General features: G+C 45.1%; 14 protein-coding genes. 11 read left to right on the forward strand and 3 right to left on the reverse strand.

From position 1 onward, the window contains the following. Window positions 1-88 precede the first annotated feature (88 nt). The 11 genes from Q1X33_RS13585 (at window position 89) to Q1X33_RS13635 (ending at window position 11547) form a co-directional block, all read left to right on the forward strand. Window positions 89-1324 carry an aminopeptidase gene (locus Q1X33_RS13585; protein WP_005228857.1) on the forward strand — a complete coding sequence of 412 codons (1236 nt, stop codon included), beginning with the start codon at window positions 89-91 and terminating at the stop codon, window positions 1322-1324. Between the two features lie 143 nt (window positions 1325-1467). Further along, a complete protein-coding gene (locus Q1X33_RS13590) occupies window positions 1468-2115 on the forward strand; it encodes a metal-dependent transcriptional regulator (RefSeq protein WP_015510150.1) in 648 nt (215 codons plus the stop codon). A gap of 9 nt (window positions 2116-2124) precedes the next feature. Next, window positions 2125-3651, forward strand: coding sequence for a glucose-6-phosphate dehydrogenase (gene zwf, locus Q1X33_RS13595; protein WP_010749749.1), 1527 nt, complete (start codon window positions 2125-2127; stop codon window positions 3649-3651). 103 nt (window positions 3652-3754) lie between these two features. Continuing rightward, window positions 3755-4543 carry a bifunctional hydroxymethylpyrimidine kinase/phosphomethylpyrimidine kinase gene (locus Q1X33_RS13600; protein WP_005237263.1) on the forward strand — a complete coding sequence of 263 codons (789 nt, stop codon included), beginning with the start codon at window positions 3755-3757 and terminating at the stop codon, window positions 4541-4543. Beyond that, window positions 4540-5019 carry an ECF transporter S component gene (locus Q1X33_RS13605; protein WP_005228850.1) on the forward strand — a complete coding sequence of 160 codons (480 nt, stop codon included), beginning with the start codon at window positions 4540-4542 and terminating at the stop codon, window positions 5017-5019. The genes Q1X33_RS13600 and Q1X33_RS13605 overlap by 4 nt, the downstream gene beginning before the upstream one ends. 5 nt (window positions 5020-5024) lie before the next feature. Next, a complete protein-coding gene (locus tag Q1X33_RS13610) occupies window positions 5025-5573 on the forward strand; it encodes a TIGR01440 family protein (RefSeq protein WP_034869176.1) in 549 nt (182 codons plus the stop codon). Between the two features lie 339 nt (window positions 5574-5912). Further along, complete coding sequence (locus Q1X33_RS13615) at window positions 5913-6965, forward strand: D-alanine--D-serine ligase VanC2/3 (protein ID WP_005228844.1); 1053 nt, start codon at window positions 5913-5915, stop codon at window positions 6963-6965. Continuing rightward, on the forward strand, window positions 6962-7534 hold the full coding sequence (gene vanXY / locus Q1X33_RS13620; RefSeq protein ID WP_005228842.1) for a D,D-carboxypeptidase/D,D-dipeptidase VanXY: 573 nt from the start codon (window positions 6962-6964) through the stop codon (window positions 7532-7534). Before Q1X33_RS13615 ends, vanXY begins: the two co-directional genes overlap by 4 nt. Further along, window positions 7531-9633: a membrane-bound serine racemase VanT gene (vanT, locus tag Q1X33_RS13625; RefSeq protein ID WP_301969702.1), complete on the forward strand. Its 2103-nt coding sequence runs from the start codon at window positions 7531-7533 to the stop codon at window positions 9631-9633. Before vanXY ends, vanT begins: the two co-directional genes overlap by 4 nt. Window positions 9634-9731: 98 nt before the next feature. Next, the gene (vanR-C, locus tag Q1X33_RS13630; protein WP_005228837.1) at window positions 9732-10427 is read left to right on the forward strand and encodes a vancomycin resistance response regulator transcription factor VanR-C; all 696 of its coding nucleotides are present in this window, start codon (window positions 9732-9734) and stop codon (window positions 10425-10427) included. Beyond that, window positions 10417-11547 (forward strand): vancomycin resistance histidine kinase VanS-C, encoded by a 1131-nt coding sequence (locus Q1X33_RS13635; RefSeq protein WP_034869172.1) that lies wholly within the window; start codon window positions 10417-10419, stop codon window positions 11545-11547. The genes vanR-C and Q1X33_RS13635 overlap by 11 nt, the downstream gene beginning before the upstream one ends. Before the next feature lie 83 nt (window positions 11548-11630). Here Q1X33_RS13635 and Q1X33_RS13640 read toward each other — a convergent pair whose 3' ends face one another. The 3 genes from Q1X33_RS13640 to ileS form a co-directional block, all read right to left on the reverse strand. Beyond that, window positions 11631-13070 carry a glutamate synthase subunit beta gene (locus Q1X33_RS13640; RefSeq protein ID WP_005228830.1) on the reverse strand — a complete coding sequence of 480 codons (1440 nt, stop codon included), beginning with the start codon at window positions 13068-13070 and terminating at the stop codon, window positions 11631-11633. A gap of 1 nt (window position 13071) precedes the next feature. After that, window positions 13072-17577 (reverse strand): glutamate synthase large subunit, encoded by a 4506-nt coding sequence (gltB, locus tag Q1X33_RS13645; protein WP_005228828.1) that lies wholly within the window; start codon window positions 17575-17577, stop codon window positions 13072-13074. A 367-nt stretch (window positions 17578-17944) separates the two neighbouring features. Beyond that, window positions 17945-20740, reverse strand: coding sequence for an isoleucine--tRNA ligase (gene ileS, locus Q1X33_RS13650; RefSeq protein ID WP_005231868.1), 2796 nt, complete (start codon window positions 20738-20740; stop codon window positions 17945-17947). Between the last annotated feature and the right edge of the window lie 330 nt (window positions 20741-21070).

Consider the following 21070-nt stretch of genomic DNA (forward strand, 5'->3'; position numbering starts at 1 on the left):
TTTTTTGCTCTCTTTTTCGTTTGTTTTCAAAAATACTTAGTGCTATCATGAAGACAGTTATAATTTTAGAATAAATGGAGGAATTTTAATGGTTTTACCAAACTTTAATCAGAACCTTGAAAAATATGCCCAACTGATCACAGAAGTTGGTGTAAATGTCCAAAAAGGGCACACCATCGTCATCCAAATCGCCGTGGACCAAGCACCGTTAGCTCGACTATTGACAAAAAAAGCGTATGAGCTAGGCGCTGACGAAGTAATCGTTCAATGGACCGACGATGTGGTTCAAAAAGAATTTCTTGCGCATGCAGCTGAGGATCGTTTGTCTACGATCCCTCAACACAAAATTGATCAAACAGAAGATTGGGTAGAAAAAGGTGCGAGCCGCATCAGTGTCGTTTCTGCCAATCCCGATGCGTTAGCGGGCGTTGACTCAGATCGGGTCGCCGCTTTCCAAGCAGCTTCTGGTAAAGCGATGATGAAACTGCGTCAAGCAACACAAGCCAACAAAGTCAGCTGGACCGTTGTTGCTGCTGCAGGTCAAGATTGGGCACGAAAAGTGTTCCCTGATGCTTCCCCAGAAGAAGCACAAGACAAGCTTTGGGATCAAATTTTCAAAACGACGCGTATCTACGAAGAAGATCCTGTTGCTGCTTGGAAAAAACATGATGAAACGCTGCAAGTCAAGGCAGAAGAATTGAACAAAGAACAATTCAGCGCATTACATTATACAGCACCGGGTACCGATTTGATCATCGGCCTACCAAAAAATCACTTGTGGGAAGGGGCTGGCAGCTATAACACCCGCAATGAAAAATTCATGGCGAACATGCCGACAGAAGAAGTCTTTACTGCCCCAGATAATCGTCGCATCGATGGCTATATTTCAAGTACGAAACCATTGAGCTACGCAGGAACGATTATTTCTGGCATGAAATTCACCTTCAAAGACGGTAAAGTCGTGGACTTTTCTGCAGAACAAGGCGAAGAAGTGTTAGGCAAATTGCTAGCGATCGATGAAGGAGCGAAATCTTTAGGTGAAGTCGCTTTAGTCCCTGACCCTTCCCCTATCTCACAATCTGGCATCATCTTCTTCAATACGTTGTTTGATGAAAATGCCTCAAACCACTTGGCTTTAGGATCCGCTTATGCCTTCAGCTTACAAGGCGGCACTGAGATGAGTGAAGAAGAACTGGCAGCGGCTGGTTTAAACCGCAGCCAAACCCACGTAGACTTCATGGTCGGCTCTGACCAAATGTCCATCGATGGCATCAAAGAAGATGGCACCACAGTTCCTGTCTTCCGCAATGGTGATTGGGCTTAATAAAAAAAGGCTGAGGTGGAGTTGCTCCCCTCGGTCTTCTTTTTACATAGAATATTGAGAACCGGCGGCTTTTTTCATAGTAATCAGCTGGCTTTTTTGATAAAATCTACTTTGATAGTCTTTGATAAGAGAGGATGGATCAGATGACACCAAATCGTGAAGATTATTTAAAGCTCATCTTAGAGCTTGGTGGTGACCAAAAGAAGATCAATAACAAACAAATCGTGTCAGGTCTGGACGTCTCAGCAGCTTCAGTAAGTGAAATGATTTCAAAATTATTAAAAGAAGGCTTAGTGGAACATTCACCTTATCAAGGGGTACAGTTGACTGAAACTGGTTTAGCTTCTGCAAGTGCCCTCATTCGTAAGCATCGTTTATGGGAAGTCTTTCTTGTAGAGCACCTGCATTATTCATGGAATGAAGTTCATGATGACGCAGAAGTTTTAGAACATGTCACCTCAGAAACGTTGGCGAGCCGCTTAGAAGCCTACCTTGATCATCCTCGGTATTGCCCACATGGGGGAATGATTCCTGAACAAGGAGAACTCATTCACGAAGGCGAAAAAAACACCATGAGTTCTTATCCGGTAGGAACCAAGATTCGTATCGCCCGTGTCCTTGACGAACGAGAACTGCTGGATTATCTCGTTTCGATCAAATTGAATATTCATGAAGAATACGAGATCATCGATGCGGCAGCATACGAGGGTCCGATTACGATCAAAAATGACACAAAAGAAATTGCTGTCAGCTACAAAGCCGCCAGCACGATTTTTGTCGATAAACTGTAAGGAGTGAAGATGATGGAAAAAAAGGTCCTTTTTACGATTTTTGGCGGTACGGGCGACCTTGCCCAACGCAAACTATATCCTTCTTTGTTTCGGTTGTACAAAAAAGGCGATTTGAAAGAAGATTTTGCAGTCATTGGTACTGCACGCCGTCCTTGGTCGGATGAACACTATCGTGAAGTGGTGATGGGTACGATCAAAGAGTTGAGTGACTCACAAGAACAAGCAGAGACATTCGCTTCTCATTTCTACTACCAATCACATGATGTAACAGATACGAGCCATTATGATTCATTAAAGGATTTGGCGGAAACCTTAGATCAGAAATACCATTTAGAAGGCAATCAGATTTTTTACTTAGCAATGTCCCCTAATTTCTTTGGGACGATCGTTTCTCACTTGAAATCCCAAGGAATGCTGGATACTGACGGCTACCATCGGGTGATCATCGAGAAACCGTTTGGAAGCGACTATAATTCAGCAAAAGAATTGAATGAAGAGATCAATCAAGTCTTTACGGAACAAGAAATCTACCGAATCGATCACTATTTAGGAAAAGAAATGATCCAAAATATTTCTGCGATTCGTTTTGCCAATAACATTTTTGAGTCAATGTGGAACAATCGTTACATTGACAATGTTCAGATCAATATCGCAGAAAACTTAGGCGTAGAAGAACGCGGCGGCTATTATGATAAGAGCGGTGCCTTGAAGGATATGGTCCAAAATCATATTCTGCAGATTCTTTCCTTATTAGCCATGGAACCGCCAGTGGCTTTTTCTGAAAAAGAATTACGGACAGAAAAAATCAAAGCCTTAAATGCGATCCGTATATACTCCGAAGAAGAAGTGAAACAACACTTCGTACGTGGTCAATACGATAAAGGACAATTAGAAGACAAGAAATTTGTTGGCTACCGTGAAGAAGCCAATGTGGATGAAGAATCGGCAACGGAAACCTTCGTTGCTGGGAAATTTTTGATCGATAACTTCCGCTGGTCCGGCGTACCTTTTTATGTGCGCACTGGGAAACGGTTGACGGAAAAAGGCACTCGCATCAACATTGTCTTTAAACAAGTCCCAGTCAATGTCTTTAAGCAAGACCTGAATGAACAAAAGCAAATCGAGAGTTTGGCACCGAATGTGCTGACGATTTACATTCAACCGACGGAAGGCTTCTCTCTTTCCTTGAACGGAAAAGAAATTGGCCAAGGGTTTGAGACATTGCCAGTGAAGCTCGATTACCGAAATAGTACTGAAATCGTCGAAAACACCCCTGAAGCTTACGAAAAACTAATTCTAGATGCCTTGAACGGTGATGGCACTAACTTTACCCACTGGGATGAAGTTGCCCAGTCTTGGCGCATCGTTGATGTGATCCGTCACGCTTGGGACCAAGAAACACCTGATTTTCCAAATTATGCCGCAGGAACGATGGGCCCCCAAGCAGCCTATGATCTCTTAGCTGCCGATGGCTTTGAATGGATCTGGCGTCCCGATGAATGGTATCGTGAGCGAGATTTACTAAATGAGAAATAAGCAAATGGTCAATTGGATGAGGAAAAAACATCCAATTGGCCGTTTTTCTTTTTTACCGACTGTTTATAATAGAAAGAAATGAGAAATGAAAGGAGCAGCAGACATGAAACAAGTCTTATCGATCGCCGGTCTCGACAGTTTGGCAGGTGGCGGCATGACGGCTGATTTGAAAACATTTGAGGAATTCGGGGTGTTTGGCCATGCCCTATTAACATGTGTGGTCGCCATCAAGGATGATCTTATGTTCCATGATCTCCCTGAGCCTGTGATCCAAGCACAGCTGGATTCACTGCGTTCGGTCGTATCCCTAGATGCAATCAAAATCGGGCTGCTTCATCAAACCGCCATCATTGAATTGCTGCGAGATTTTTTACAAACATTTACCGGACCGATCGTGCTCGATCCCGTTCTCGCCTTCAAAGAAGGAGATACTGCTTTTAACCACTCCTATCAAGCAGGATTGATCTCATTGTTTCCTTACACAGCATTAGTAACACCTAATCTGCTCGAAGCACAACACTTATCTGGACAAAGCATTACCTCTTTAGCAGAGATGAAAACGGCGGCAAAAAAAATCCATGCGCTGGGTGCCCCAAATGTTCTGATCAAAGGTGGCAGTCGACTAACTGGGGAAACAGCCTATGATGTTTTGTATCAAGAAGGACAATTTACCGTTTTTGAGGCAGAAAAAAGTACGCGAACCACAACCAACGGTGCTGGCTGTACCCTCTCATCAGCGATTGCCGCAATGCTTGCTAAAGGCACTTCGTTGGAAGCAGCTATCCAAACCGCAAAAGCATTTGTTTGGGCAGGGATTGAAGACGGTCTGCCTTTAGGTACCTCTGGCAACGTCAATCAGCTCGCCTATTTTAAAAAGGAGGAACACCTATGAAAGTAAGAAACCTAACGACGATCGCTATGTTGACGGCACTCACGTGTGCACTTTCTTTGACCATTATCATTCCTGTTCCGCAAACGAAGGGCTTTGTGACCTTATGTGAAGCAGGGATCTATATCTCGGCCCTTTTGTTCGGACCTAGCGCCGGTGCCTTCGTCGGTGGAATGAGCGGCGGCATCATTGATTTTCTATCAGGTTACCCTGAATGGGCCTTCTTTTCCATCGTGATCCATGGTGTGCAAGGCTGGATCGTAGGTAGAATGAGCCATCGGCCACTAGCAGCCGTCATTGTCGGCAGTTTAATCATGATCGCCGGCTATGCAGCAGCAACGGTTTTGCTATTCGGTTTAGGCGCTGGGATCGCCTCGATCCCAAGTAATTTGATCCAAACGGTCTTTGGCAGCATCGTTGCTTTACCCCTGACGCATGCCTTGCGCCGCACGAAAAAGTTTTCTTTAAATGAAAGGTGATTCTTATGACAGATATCAATCAATTAAAAACGGATTTAACTACGATCGTTGAAGAAGTCATTACGACAGCGAACGTTGGTGAAAATGATCTTTTTGTCCTTGGTTGTTCAACAAGTGAAGTCGTGGGCGGCTTGATTGGCAAAAATTCCAGTCAAGAAGTAGGCATGGTTATCGTTGAAACACTACGAGCGATCTTGCGTCCCAAAAATATTCATTTAGCCATTCAAGGCTGTGAACATCTCAATCGGGCTTTAGCTGTTGAGCGTGAAACGGCTCGACTATATCAATTAGAAGAAGTCGCAGTAGTGCCCCAGCTGCATGCAGGCGGTGCTTGCTCAGTTGCCGCTTTCCAGCTGTTCGATGAGCCTATTGAAGTGGAGCACATAGTAGCAAAAGCTGGCATCGATATTGGCGACACAGCAATCGGCATGCATGTCAAACATGTTCAAATCCCGATCCGTCCCTCTATCAAGTCCCTCGGCGCTGCCCATGTCACAGCTCTGGGATCACGGCCCAAATATATTGGTGGTCCTCGTGCGCATTACGCACAATAAGCAAATCGTATAATAATCGAAAAGCCCTCATCAAAAAGAAAAAGCATGCTTCGGCGTGCTTTTTTTGTGTCAACGTTCCTGCTATTGCCTCCCCCTTTCCTTCAGAGTGCTCTTTTTTCACTATTTTTTCCATTCCATTTTATGGCAGCTTTTTCTACTTCAAAGGCAAGTTTCTTTCTGGTGTAAAAGGAGCGGCAGCTGTCGCTTTCCTTTTGTCATAAATTCGTCAGAATTTCATCACAAAAAGAAAAGAAAGATACCAGTAAGCCCGCAAATTTCTTTTTTCTTTCCTTGATAGACTGAATGTAGTAAGAATCGAAAAGCGGAAGGAAGAAAAACATGAAAAAAATCGCCATTATTTTTGGAGGCAATTCACCGGAATACACCGTTTCTTTAGCCTCAGCAACTAGCGCAATCGAAGCACTCCAATCATCTCCCTATGACTATGACCTCTCTTTGATCGGGATCACCCCAGATGCTATGGATTGGTACTTGTATACAGGAGAACTGGAAAACATCCGACAAGACACGTGGTTGTTGGATACGAAACATAAACAGAAAATACAGCCGCTATTCGAAGGAAACGGCTTTTGGCTAAGTGAAGAGCAGCAAACGTTGGTACCTGATGTTTTATTTCCCATTATGCATGGCAAATACGGGGAAGATGGCAGTATCCAAGGATTGTTTGAATTGATGAAGCTGCCTTATGTAGGCTGCGGGGTGGCAGGTTCTGCCTTATGTATGAACAAATGGCTGCTGCATCAAGCTGCAGCAGCCATTGGCGTACAAAGTGCTCCTACGATTCTCTTGACAAATCAAGCCAACCAGCAAGAACAAATCGAAGCTTTTATCCAGACCCATGGCTTTCCAGTTTTCTTTAAGCCTAATGAAGCGGGCTCCTCAAAAGGGATCACTAAAGTCACCTGCGTTGAAGAAATCGCTTCTGCCTTAAAAGAAGCCTTTACTTATTGTTCCGCAGTGCTCCTACAAAAAAATATTGTCGGTGTTGAGATCGGTTGCGGTATTTTGGGCAACGACTCTTTGACTGTCGGTGCTTGTGACACCATTTCATTAGTAGACGGCTTTTTCGATTTTGAAGAAAAGTACCAGCTGATCAGCGCCAAAATCACCGTCCCTGCGCCATTGCCTGAAACGATTGAAACCAAGGTCAAAGAACAAGCTCAGCTGCTCTATCGTAGTCTTGGTCTTAAAGGTCTTGCTCGCATCGACTTTTTTGTCACGGATCAAGGAGAACTATACTTGAATGAAATCAATACTATGCCGGGCTTTACGAGTCACTCCCGCTATCCTGCCATGATGGCAGCGGTCGGCTTATCCTATCAAGAACTACTACAAAAACTGCTTGTCTTAGCAAAGGAGGAAGTCAAATGAATCCCTATCTACAGTTAGTTAGCAAAGAATTTCCGTTAGAAAAAAACCAAGAACCCCCTCATTTAGTCCTTGCTGCCTTCAGCGAAGACGAGGTTTACTTGCAGCCAGAAGCAGCCAAACAATGGAAACGGCTCGTCAAAGCCTTAAAGCTTGAAAACGAGATCTGCTTGTTAGATGGCTACCGAACCGAAAAGCAGCAACGGTATTTATGGGAATATTCCTTGAAAGAAAATGGGCTAGCCTATACGAAACAATTTGTGGCGTTGCCCGGTTGCAGTGAACATCAGTTAGGCTTAGCGATCGATGTTGGTTTAAAGGGCAGCCAGGATGATTTGATCTGCCCACGATTTCGTGACAGCGCAGCCGCTGATTTATTTACCCAGGAAATGATGAACTATGGGTTTATTTTACGCTATCCCGCAGACAAACAGGAAATTACAGGGATTGGCTATGAACCATGGCATTTTCGTTATGTCGGTCTGCCTCATAGTCAAATCATCGCCAGTCAACAGTGGACCTTGGAAGAATACCATCAATACCTTGAACAAACTGCGAGGCAGTTCGCATGAAGAAGAATCAAGGAATCGAGCAATTCCGGGTGATTTTGGCGATGATGGTGGTGGCGATCCACTGTCTGCCTCTTCATCACTTATGGCCTGATGGTGATATCCTGATCACGTTGACGCTCTTCAGAATTGCCGTTCCCTTCTTTTTTATGATCAGCGGATATTACGTGTTCAGCGACTTAGCCACCCAAAACAGCTATCCTGCCAGACAGCGTGTCTGGCAGTTTATTAAAAAGCAGCTGCAAGTCTACCTCATAGCCACACTGCTCTTTTTGCCGCTTGCTTGGTACAGCGGCATGCTTGGGTTGAACATGCCGCTGGGCACCTTTATCCAAACATTGTTGGTCACTGGCATTCTTTACCATCTTTGGTATTTTCCTGCGATCATTACCGGCAGTCTACTAGTGATGGGCCTCTTGACACGGCTTTCTTTCAAGCAGGTGTTTTTCATTGCTGTCGGTTTGTATGTGGTTGGTTTAGGTGGGGACAGTTGGTCTGGCCTGGCTGCACAAACACCCATTACGCCACTCTATTCACTGATTTTTCAACTATTGGATGGAACTCGCAACGGCATTTTTTTTGCTCCTTTGTTTTTGATCTTAGGGGTACTAGCCAGAAGATTTTCCAAGAAACCAGCTTCTCCCCATCGCTATAGTTATCTGCTGATCAGTCTGATTTGCTTGCTTTTGGAAAGTTACCTTTTGCATCACTTTACCACGCCGAAACATGACAGCATGTATGTTTTTTTGCCCTTCGTCCTGTTGTTTTTATTTCCGATCATCCAGCAATGGCAAGCACCCATGATCTGGAAACAAGCGGGTCGACTGTCCCTTTGGCTCTATTTGCTCCATCCTTATACCATTGCAGTGACCCATTTTCTTAGTCAAAAGCTGCCCTTGCTGCAAAACAATCTGATCAATTTCTTCGTGGTCTTAGGACTGACCATTGGGGTAGTGCATGGTCTCTTTGCTTTGCAAAAGCTGTTCCCGTTTTCGAAAAAAACGCCGCTTCACTTGCAGCGAGCAGCCAAAGAATTTTCCGCCCCCACTTTGTTGCACAACTTGCAGGAAATCAAGCGATTGATCCCAGCAACAACAAAAGTGATGGCGGTGGTTAAAGCGGATGCTTATGGTTGTGATGCGAAGACGGTCGCCAGTACCCTAGAAAGAGCCGGCGTTGATTTCTTTGCCGTTGCTACCCTTGAAGAAGCCATTGAATTACGGCGAGCTGGCATCAAAAGTCGCTTACTGATTTTAGGGTACACTTCTGCCCAACGTGCCAAAGAGCTGAAACATTATTCCTTGATTCAAACCATCGTTAGTGAGGCCCATGGGCATGCTTTAGCCCAAACAAGCATTCCGATCGAATGCCATTTAGCGGTAGATACTGGTATGCACCGCTTAGGCGTTGCACCTGATCTTGAGACAGTTACTGGACTTTACGCCTTGCCATCTCTCAAGATCACAGGCATTTTTTCCCATCTAGGCTCTTCAGATCAGCTGGATACGGCAAGTATCTTGCGGACACAAGCCCAAATCACTTGTTTTGATGATCTGTTGGCTGGCTTATCCGCTAGAAATATCGCCTATGGACTGACACATCTGCAAAGCAGCTACGGAATATTGAATTACCCAGAGAAACACTATGATTATGTACGTCCAGGTATTCTTCTAACTGGTTCATTGAGCGTCCCGAACGAACCAACGAAGCAGAAGATAAACGTACAGCCAATTTTGACACTCAAAGCCTTACTGGTAGACAAAAAAACAGTTGCCGCTGGTGAAGCGATCGGCTATGGATTAGGCACTGTTTTTGATCGACCAGCCACGATCGGGATCGTTAGCATCGGCTACTGCGACGGGGTTCCACGTGCCCTATCAAACCAAGGGTTCCAACTTTCTTATCAGGGTGCTTTACTCCCGCAGATTGGGTTGGTTTGTATGGATATGCTCTTGATCGATTTAACGGACTATCCAGAACTGGCGGTCGAAAGTTCGCTCGAAGTAATCAGCGATTGGACGACTACCGCTGATCAAGCACAAACCATTACCAATGAATTGATCAGCCGCCTAGGTTCCCGCATCACCTCTAGTTCAAAGTAGAAAACGAATGCATTCGCTTACCGATTACGGTATGATGGGTGTAGAGTAAATGGTTGTGTAAATGAAAAATGATCGTAGATAGTTGGAGTGAATCAAGGATGGCAGAAAAAATAATTGTTGTTGATGATGAAAAAGAAATCGCGGAGTTAGTCACGACGTTTCTAAGGAATGAAGGCTTCCAAGTAGAACCTTTTTATGATGGAACGAGCGCTTTGGCTTATCTTGAAAAAGAAACGGTCGACGTGGCGGTTTTAGATGTGATGCTGCCGGATATCGACGGCTTTCAGCTGCTGCAGCAAATTCGTAAGACCCACTTTTTCCCAGTACTGATGCTCACGGCAAAAGGGGAAGACTTGGATAAAATCACCGGTCTAAGCCTTGGGGCAGATGATTATGTGACCAAGCCCTTCAATCCTTTAGAAGTCGTTGCTCGGGTCAAAACGCAGCTGCGGCGATACCAGCGTTACAACCAGTCAGCGAATCCCCAGAAGATTGAAGAATACGAAAAGGAAGGCTTACTGTTGAAAATCAACAGCCACCAATGTTTTCTTTATGGCAAAGAGGTTTTCTTGACCCCCATCGAATTTAAAATCTTGCTTTACTTATTTGAACACCAAGGATCGGTCGTTGCCTCGGAAACCCTTTTTGAAGCAGTTTGGAAAGAAAAGTATTTAGACAACAATAACACAGTGATGGCACATATCGCCCGTTTGCGGGAAAAACTGAACGAACAACCCCGCAAACCGAAATTAATCAAAACCGTATGGGGGGTCGGCTATATCATTGAAAAATAGAAGTCCATTGATCCGCAAGCTCTTGACCCAATACTTTATCACCACGGGCATCTTGATGGCGATCTTGATCATCATTCCTTTCGCAGTACGCTTCGTTGCTGGAATGAGGGTCTGGTATGGCTATGAACCCATTTATCAAATTTTACGTCTTTTTGCTGACTATTGGCTTCTTTGCTTAGCCATCGGGGCCTTACTGATTTGGGTGAGCACAACGATTTATTATATGAGTAAAGCTATCAGTTATTTGAATGAAACGATCCAAGCCACAAACCAACTGATTGCCGAACCCACGAAGCGAATCGTTCTTTCCAGCAATATGATTGATGTGCAAGAAGAAATGAACCAGTTGCGGGAGAAAAACTTACAGGATCAACGAGCCGCCAAAGAAGCGGAACAACGAAAAAATGATTTGATCGTCTATCTCGCACATGATTTACGAACGCCTTTGACCAGTGTGATCGGCTATTTGACGCTTTTAGAAGAGGAACCGCAGCTTTCTACCGAACTACGCGCACGCTATACGAAGATCGCCTTGCAAAAAGCCCAACGGCTGGAACTATTGATCAGCGAATTTTTCGAAATCACCCGCTTTAATCTTACAACGATCGCCCTGCAAACTGAAACCACGGATCTGAGCTTGATGCTGGAACAATTGACGTTTGAATTTTTGCCGCTGTTAGAAGAAAAAAACCTCCATTGGCAACTTCAGCTACAGAAAAAAGTCTTTGCGACCGTTGATACGGAGAAAATGGAACGCGTTTTTGATAACTTGATCCGCAATGCCATCAATTATAGCTATCCTAACTCCCCTTTGCGATTAGCCATCAGCGAGTCTGATGATATCCTGATTCGTTTGACCAATCAAGGAAAAACGATCCCAGCTGAAAAGATCGTCTTGATTTTTGAGCCTTTCTACCGCATGGATGCTTCCCGAGCAACAGCGACGGGTGGGACGGGTCTTGGTTTGCCGATCGCCAAAGAAATCGTTGAAGCATTAGGTGGAAAGATTTGGGCGGAAAGCCGTGATGAAACCATCGTCTTTTCGATTCGCCTACCGAAGGCAGCAATGGAAAAAAATGAACAGCTGTCAAAGCCCCATCCATCTGAACCAACCGCTTAACAGGCAAACAACCTGAGCATTTCGCTGCTCCCCTTCTAATTCAGAAGGAGGAATAGCTGCTCAGGTTGTTTTTTATTGATTGCTTATTGATACACCAACGATCGTAACGCTTGATCGACTTTTTCTGCCGCTAAGCGTCCTTCACGAATCGCCCAGATGACTAAACTCGGTCCTCGTTTGGCATCTCCTGCGACTAACACTCGTTCATTGTTCGTCGTGTAATCATCGTACACTTCTCGCACACCAAAGGCATCGAAGAGTTGGGTCTCTGCACCAACAAAGCCCATTGCCAGCAAGACCAAATCCGCCTTGATCACTTGCTCTGTGCCAGGGATCGGCTGAAACTGTTGATCTACTGAGACCGTTTCGATGGCGATCAACTGGCCGCGTTCGGCGCCGATAAAGGCCGTTGTGGACACTCCATGATACGTCACTTGTGTTTGTAGCACTTCAGCCGCTTCTTCTTGCCCATATCCTGTGCGGGCTGTCATTGGGTATTCTGGCCAAGGATTGCTGTCGGTCCGTGTCAATGGCAGTTGGGGCGTGATCTCCAATTGACGCACAGAAGCGGCTCCTTGCCGAATCGCTGAACCAATACAGTCATTTCCAGTGTCGCCGCCACCAATCACGATAACATGCTTGCCAGCAAGTTTTTTACTTGTTGCCGCTTTGCCATGCTTTAACACATCTTTGGTTGCTTCCGTCAGATAATCGACTGCAAATTGCACCCCAGTCAATTCACGCCCTGGAATCTTCAAGTCACGAGGAACACTAGCTCCTGTTGCCAAGATGACCCGATCATACTGAGCGGCCAATTCTTCTGCTGACAAGTCACGACCGATCTCCGTATTAGCGACAAAGGTCACGCCTAGCTCTGCCATCAAGTCAATCCGTCGCTGAACGACGTCTTTATCTAATTTCATATTTGGAATACCGTACATCAGTAAACCGCCAAAGCGATCACTGCGTTCATAGACCGTCACTTGATGCCCTAGTTGATTCAAGCGCCATGCAGCGGATAAACCAGCTGGTCCGCTGCCGACGATGGCAACTTTGAACCCAGTCGCTTCTTGAGGCAATCCCGAGGCTTTGACCCAATCATTTTCAAAAGCAGTATCGATAATAAAGCGTTCATTGTCGTGGATCGTGACACCTGAGCCATTCAGTGCTTCGGTACAGCCTTTTTCACAAGGAGCTGGACAAACACGACCAGTCATTTCAGGTAATGGGTTGGTTTTGGCAAGACGCTCAAAAGCGGCTTGGAAACGCCCTTGATAAACCAAGTCATTCCATTCAGGAATCAGGTTGTCATTGGGACAACCTGAAACCGCTCGTTGCCCCCCGTAAAAAGAACCGGTATGACAAAAAGGAATCCCGCAGTTCATACAGCGTGCTGCTTGCTCTTGACGCTCATTTTCAGGCAATGGCGTCTGTAATTCTTGCCAGTCTTCGATTCGTTCTGCCACTGGTCGGGTAGGATTTTCTACTCTTGGGTACTTTAAAAAACCAAATGGATCTGCCATATTAGTCACGCTCCTTTCCTGGGATGGTCAATTGTGGACCGACGACAGCTTCGAAGGCTTTCGTCACAAGTTCATCTCCGACAAACCCTTGGTCCGCCAAGTTCTCCGTCGCTTGGATCATCTGATGGTATTCTGTCGGATAGACTTTGATGAAATGGTGCTGCTGATTTTCCCAATCTTCTAGGATCTCAGCCGCCTTCAATGAATCTGTATAGGCGAAATGCTGCTGGATCATTTCTTTTAGTTGGTGGTCATCGCCGCTTTCGCCAATCCGATATAAATCAACCATTTCCCGATTGCATTTATCGGCAAAGGTTTGATCGGGGTCGTAAACATACGCCACGCCACCGGACATTCCAGCACCGAAGTTGCGGCCGGTTTTTCCTAATATCACCACGACACCGCCAGTCATGTACTCACAGCCATGATCGCCAACACCTTCGACAACGACATTGGCTCCACTGTTACGAACACAAAAGCGTTCGCCAGCAATGCCTCGGAAATAGCCTTCGCCTCGATTTGCCCCGAAGCACGCTACATTACCAACAATTGGTGAATGTTCTGCGTCATAAGCGGCATCTTCCGGTGGCACAATGATCAAGCGGGCACCGCTTAACCCTTTGGCTACATAATCGTTGGCCTCACCGATCAGTTTCAACTGGATGCCCTGGGTGGCAAAAGCCCCAAAGCTTTGTCCAGCAATACCTCGATACGTAAACTGCAACAGACCTGGGGTAACTTCATAATTGCCAAAACGTTCCGCGATCCAGCCTCCTAAACGCGCGCCGACTGAGCGTTGAACATTATTGATCGTATGATTCGTCACGATTTCTTGATTGTTGTCGATAGCAGCTTGTGCAAAAGCATCTAATTCTGGCCATTGACGTTTCTCAAGGAATGGATCGGTCACTTTGCGTTCGATTGGGATCGTCGTCCCAATCATTTTCGAAAAGTCTAATGATTTTGCTTTGCCTTTAGCAACGAAGCGTGGTGTCAACAATTCCGCATGTCCTACCATCTCATCGATAGTACGAAAGCCTAACTCAGCCATCGTTTCCCGTAGATCTTCTGCTAAAAAGTACATCGTGTTGATGATGTGCTCAGGTTTTCCAGCAAAAAATTTTCGCAACGCTGGGTTCTGTGTAGCAATTCCCACAGGACATGTATTGATACTGCATACCCGCATCATGACACAACCAATCGCAACTAGCGCTAAAGAGGCAAAGCTATATTCTTCTGCTCCTAAAAGAGCAGCAATGGCGATGTCCCGACCCGTCATCAATTTTCCATCGGTCTCTAAGGTCATTCGCTGCCGCAAATGATTCATAGCTAACGTTTGATGGGCTTCTGCAAGCCCCATCTCCCAAGGCAAGCCGGCATCACGGATCGAATTTCTCGGAGAAGCACCGGTCCCACCGTCATAGCCTGAGATCACGACTACGTCTGCGCCAGCTTTGACGACACCGGTAGCGATCGTACCCACGCCCGTACTAGAAACCAATTTGACATTGATCCGTGCATACGGATTGATGGCTTTTAAGTCATAGATCAGCTGGGCTAGATCTTCAATCGAATAAATGTCGTGATGTGGTGGCGGTGAAATCAACCGAACACCAGGCGTGGACCCTCGAATCTCGGCGACCCACGGGAAGACTTTATTGCCTGGTAATTGACCGCCTTCTCCAGGTTTCGCCCCTTGCGCCATTTTGATCTGGAGTTCATCTGCACTCATTAAATATTCGGCGTTGACACCAAAACGGCCAGAAGCTACTTGTTTGATGCGACTATTATAATTAATGCCCTCCACTGGTTTGAAACGATTTCGGTTTTCGCCACCTTCTCCACTGTTGGATTTTGCCCCGATCGCATTCATTCCTTCAGCAATACAGCGATGCGCTTCTTCACTTAGTGAGCCGTAGGACATCGCCCCGACTTTAAATCGTTTGACGATCGTTTCGACAGGCTCCACCTCAGCTAACGGAATACTGCGTCTTGTGTTCGCAAAGGTCCACATAGACCGTAACGTCGTTGGATTGGCCAATGCCTCTTGATTCATTTCCGCCGCATATTCTTTATAAAGCTCATAACTGCCTGTGCGAACGGCTTTTTGGAACCCATAGATCGTTTTTGGATTGAACAAATGATGCTCCCCATCGGCTTTGTACTGGAAACTACCGCCAGAATCAAGATAATCCATTCGTTTTTCACCATATGCGGCCTCATAACGCGTCAGATATTCTTGCTCGATTTGCGCTAACGAGAGACCACCGATACGGGTAACCGTGCCGGTAAAATATTCAGCGATGACTTTCTCAGAGATACCAACCGCTTCAAACAATTGTGCCCCGTGGTAACCGGCGATCGTTGAGATTCCCATTCGTGACATGATTTTGACAATGCCCTTTTCACATGCCTTGCGGTAACTTTCGATCTTCTCTGAAAGCTCAAAATGCGCCAATGTCTGGTAAGCCCCATAAGGATGGACCCCACTTGCTCCGTAGCCGACTAACATGGCATAATGATGGACCTCACAGACTTCCGCTGTATCCGCAACGATCGATGCCAAGGAACGTTTGCCTTTTCGCACCAAATAATTGTGCAGGCCTGATACCGCCAAGAGAATCGGAATCGCCACTTTTCCTTCTTGCGCTTGGATGACTTCCCGATCACTTAAAATGATGATCGTTGCCCCAGCATCGATTTTTTGCTCCGTTTCTTTAAAAAGCGCTTCTAACGCTTGTTGCAAAGCTACCCCGTTTTCTGGTACATAATCATAAAGAATCGACTGTAAAACCGCTTTTTGACCATTTTGATTTAACTGTTTGATCTTTTCATATTCACTCGTTTTTAACACAGGACTAGCAATCTTCAGCTTATTACAATTGATTCGGATGTCCTTTGAAACATCCCCATCTCGACCTAAAAACAGCTCGGTACCGATCACTAATTTTTCGCGAATCGCATCAATGGGTGGATTGGTCACTTGGGCGAATTGTTGCTTGAAGTACGTAAACAAGGATTGGGGACGTTCGCTCAAAATAGCTAAGGGTGAATCAAACCCCATGGAGATCACTGGTTCTTCTCCCGTTTGAGCCATTGGTAAAATCAACGTGCGTATGATCTCATCCGTGTAGCCATTTCGTTTCCAAAGAGTCTGGATCGCATCGTCTGCTGTTTCTTCCTGCTTCTTAGTCCCAGGAAGCAGCTCTGGTGTCAATAGGTGTTCCGCTAGCCACTCCTGGTAAGGATGGGCATTCGCATAATGCGCTTTGATTTCTTGATTTCGTAAGATCATCCCTTTTTGGGTATCCACCAAAAACATATTTGCTGGTCCAAGCACCCCTTTTTCAATCACTTCTGACGCTGGTAAATCCACCACTCCTGACTCAGAGGCCACGACAACAAAACCAGCTTTCGTGATTGAGTAGCGAGATGGTCGCAATCCATTACGATCAAGGGCAGCTCCCACCATCTCCCCATCGGTAAAACATAAAGCTGCTGGTCCATCCCAAGGAGCCATAAAGCTTGCATTGTATTCATTAAAAGCCGTCAGTTCTGGCGTCAAGCCAGCTTCTTTAGACCACGCTTCTGGTACCATCATCAACAGTGCTTGGGGAATGTCTCGACCTTGACGATACAAGTATTCCATACAATTTTCCAGCTTCGCAGAATCGGAGTTTTCGTCATCGTAGACTTCGATCTGATGTCCATGCATCCAATTTTCCGCCCCGCGTAACGTGTTGATTTCGCCATTATGGGCTAAGAAACGAAAAGGTTGCGCCCGACTCCAGCTTGGAAAGGTATTCGTTGAAAAACGAGAATGGGTCAAAGCAATACTCGAAGTCATTTCTGGGCTTTGAAGATCTTTGAAAAACAAGCCAACTTGATAGGCATGCAGCATCCCTTTATAAACAACTGTCTTACTGGACAAGCTGCAAATAGACAGCTCATCGGTATGATATGTTTTTTCCAGTTTACGTCGTAGCCGATAAAGCTGATCTTCAAAGGGACGGCCAGCTGCTACATCGACAGGCTTTTCAATAAAGACTTGCACGAAAGATGGCATGACTTTTTGCGCCCCTGGCCCACACTGATAATAATCATATGGAACGTCACGCTGCCATAAAACCGTAAAACCCATTTGTTGAATGTCTTTAGTTACTTCTTCTTGGACCTGTGCTGCTCGGAGCTTTTCTTTCGGTAAAAAAAACATCCCAACAGCATAGGCGCCTTTTTCAGGCAATGGGATTCCTGCCTCTTTTGCCCGCTGCTGAAAAAAAGGATCTGGCATCGCCATCAAGATTCCTGCTCCGTCCCCCGTGTCAGGTTCAGCGCCAGTTCCCCCTCGATGATTCATCCGTTCTAACATCGTTAAGGCATTTTGGACGAGCTCTCGGGAATAATGACCATTTTTCTGAGCAATGAACCCCATCCCACAAGCATCTTTTTCAAAAGCGGCATCGTACATCGTTTGGTTCGTTGTTTTCATCATCTCTAAATCACTCATGGAATCACACTTTCTTTCAATTTTCTGAATATTCCGATTTTTAACAGTTTACAACCTGATTTTCTATCTGGCAAGTTTTTTTTACTTGATCCGATCTCGTTGCTTTCTTCCTTCAAGAGTTACTTACATCCATCGAACAAGTAGTTACTTGTAAATCACAGGCAGGAATCTTCGTCTAATAAGGTTTTTTTATTATACAATAAACTATCGTAAAATTATTGCAAACAAATGAGAATCGTTATCAATTAACGCGGATTTTCTCATTTGGATGTCACAAACAGCTACTTATGTCCCATTTTCAAGGAACAAGCTTGATTGATTTCAAAAAAAAAGATGACCCGCAATGGGATCATCTTATTCCGTTTTTTTATTTTTCAAAGCCTTCTGCAACCGCTTCAGGATAGTTTTCTTTGACGATGGCTGCGCAATGGCCGCAAAGTGTTGGTAGCTGCTCTTCTACACCGACATCCACACGGACTTGACGACAACGTTCGCAGACTTCACCTTCGGCTTTTTCCACTAAGATCGCCACGTCTTCGAATTGATAGGCCGCTTCTGGTGCTGCTTCACCTGCTTCTTTGATCGTTAAGAAGTCCGGTGAAATGATCAGCAACTGAGCGATATCTGAATCAATGGCTTTTAATAATGCCGCAACCGGTTCGGTTGGATAGACAGTCACTTTTGCTTCAAACGATTTCCCAATCAGTTTTGCATTACGCGCTTCTTCCAATGCTTTTAAGACATTGTCACGGAAATCAAGGAAAGCACGCCATAAATCAAGCAGCTCTTCTTGGTTAGCAAATGTATCATAGCCAGGGAACTCCGCTAATTGGACATATTCCTCTTCTTCTTTCAAATGTGACCAGATTTCTTCTGCCGTATGCGGAATGATCGGCGTCAGTAATTTCGTCAACGCAACCGCTGTTTGATAAAAGACGGTTTGCATGGCGCGACGTTGGAAATCATTTTCAGCTTCGATATAAACGACATCTTTCGCAAAATCCAAATAGAAGGATGACATATCGACTGTCAAGAAGTTGATGACTGTTCGGTAAATATGCAAGAAGTTGTATTTTTCATAACCATCTTCTCGGATCGTTTTGATCGTTTGATTTAAACGAACCATCATGTATTTATCAACAGAACGCAAGTTTTCAAATGGTACGCTGTCTTTTGCTGGATCAAAATCATTCGTGTTAGCCAATAAGAAACGCATGGTATTGCGAATTTTCCGATAGACTTCTGATACTTGATTCAAGATATCCATAGACACTCGAACATCCGCTTCGTAGTCAACACTGCTGACCCAAAGGCGCAAAATATCCGCACCCATTTGGTTGATCACTTTTTCTGGTGCAATGGTATTTCCAAGAGATTTACTCATCTTACGGCCTTCGCCATCTAAGGTGAAGCCTTGAGACAAGACGGCTTTGTATGGTGCGACTTCATTGATCGCCACACTAGTTGTGATACTTGAGTTGAACCATCCGCGATATTGATCTGAACCTTCCAAGTACATGTCAGCTGGGAACGTCAATTCTGGACGTTGACGTAACACGGCTTCGTGAGAAGAACCTGAATCAAACCAAACATCCATGATGTCAGTTTCTTTCGAGAATTTACCGTTTGGTGAGCCTGGATGCGTGAAGCCAGCCGGCAGCAATTCTTCGGCTTCTTTTTCAAACCAAATCGTTGAACCATGTTCAGCAAACAAGTTTGCCACATGCTCGATCGTTTCAGGCGTGATGATGGCTTCGCCGTTTTCTGCGTAAAAGATTGGCAATGGTACACCCCACGCACGTTGACGAGAGATCACCCAGTCGCCGCGATCGCGAATCATATTGTATAAACGGGTTTTGCCCCATGGAATGATCCAATCTACTTTTTCGATCTCATCCAAAATGTTTTGACGGAACTTATCAATTGAAGCAAACCATTGTGGCGTTGCCCGATAGATGACTGGTTTTTTCGTCCGCCAATCATGTGGATAGCTGTGAGTAAAGAAGTTTAGTTTTAATAGCGCCCCTTTTTCTTCTAAAAGCTCAGTGATCATTGGATTGGCTTTGTCATAAAAGACCCCTTCAAATCCTGGTGCTTCTTCTGTGAAGACCCCACGGCTATCGACTGGTGATAAGACATCCAGTCCATATTTTTTGCTGACGATGTAGTCATCTTCCCCGTGTCCTGGTGCAGTGTGGACCAAACCAGTACCGGCATCCAATGTCACATGATCCCCTAACATCAACAGAGACGTACGGTCATAGAAAGGATGTTGCGCCGTCATTTTTTCTAATTGATCGCCTGCCAATTCTTGCAATACTTCGACAGATTCCCAACCAATCTCATTCGTCACGGTTTCTAATAAATCTTTTGCCACGACAAATTTACGACTATCAGCCAAGATTTGAACATAGGCAAAGGTTGGATTCACAGAGATTCCTAGATTCGCTGGCAAGGTCCATGGCGTCGTCGTCCAGATAACAAAAGATGTATCTGAATCAAGCAGATCTTTGCCATCTGCGACTGGGAAAGCAACATAGATCGATGGTGATTTCACATCTTTGTATTCGATCTCGGCTTCTGCTAGTGATGATTCACTAGATGGTGACCAGTAGATTGGTTTTAATCCTTTGTAGATATAGCCTTTTTCTGCCATTTTTCCGAAAACGCGAATTTCTGCAGCTTCATAATCGGGCGTCAGTGTGATGTATGGGTGCTCCCAGTCACCAGAAACCCCTAAACGTTTGAAGTCAGCTCTTTGTGTATCCACTTGTGTCAAAGCATATTCTTCACATTTTTTGCGGTATTCTGCCAAGCTCATTTCTTTGCGCTTGATTCCTTTATTCGTCAACACTTGCTCGATCGGCAAACCATGGGTATCCCAACCAGGTACATAAGGGGAACGGAAACCTGACATTGATTTGGAACGTACGATAATGTCTTTACTGATTTTGTTCAATGAGTGTCCGATATGGATGTTCCCATTTGCATAAGGAGGACCATCGTGTAAGACAAAGGTTGGCTTGCCTTCATTTAATTCTTGACGGCGTTGATACAATCGATTTTCTTCCCATTCTTTTTGCCAATCCACTTCGCGGTTCGGCAAGTTGCCTCGCATTGGAAAAGCGGTTTTTCCAAGATGCAGTGTTTCTTTCATTTTCATTCTTGTTTCGCTCCTTTTCGTCTCACTACGTTTCCGTATAATTTCTAAATCCATTGACTCGACCAATCAATTGCTTCTATTGAACGTATCAAAATGGATTGGTTGCCATGACTTCCTTGTGTTTAGGTCTCACTGATTTTTAAAAATCAATCCTAGTGATTCCTAGTAGGGTTACTACGCTCCTTATGGTCGCCTAGTACTGTTCATCATCTATTCTGTCTTGCTTCCGCAAGCCAGTCATAGTGATTCCTAGTAGGGTTACTACGCTCCTTATAGTCGCCTAGTACTGTTCATCATCTATTCTGTCTTGCCTCGCAAGCCAATCATAGT

Origin of the sequence: Enterococcus sp. B2E4 (assembly GCF_030499455.1) — a bacterium.
Taxonomy (GTDB): Bacteria; Bacillota; Bacilli; order Lactobacillales; family Enterococcaceae; genus Enterococcus_D; species Enterococcus_D casseliflavus.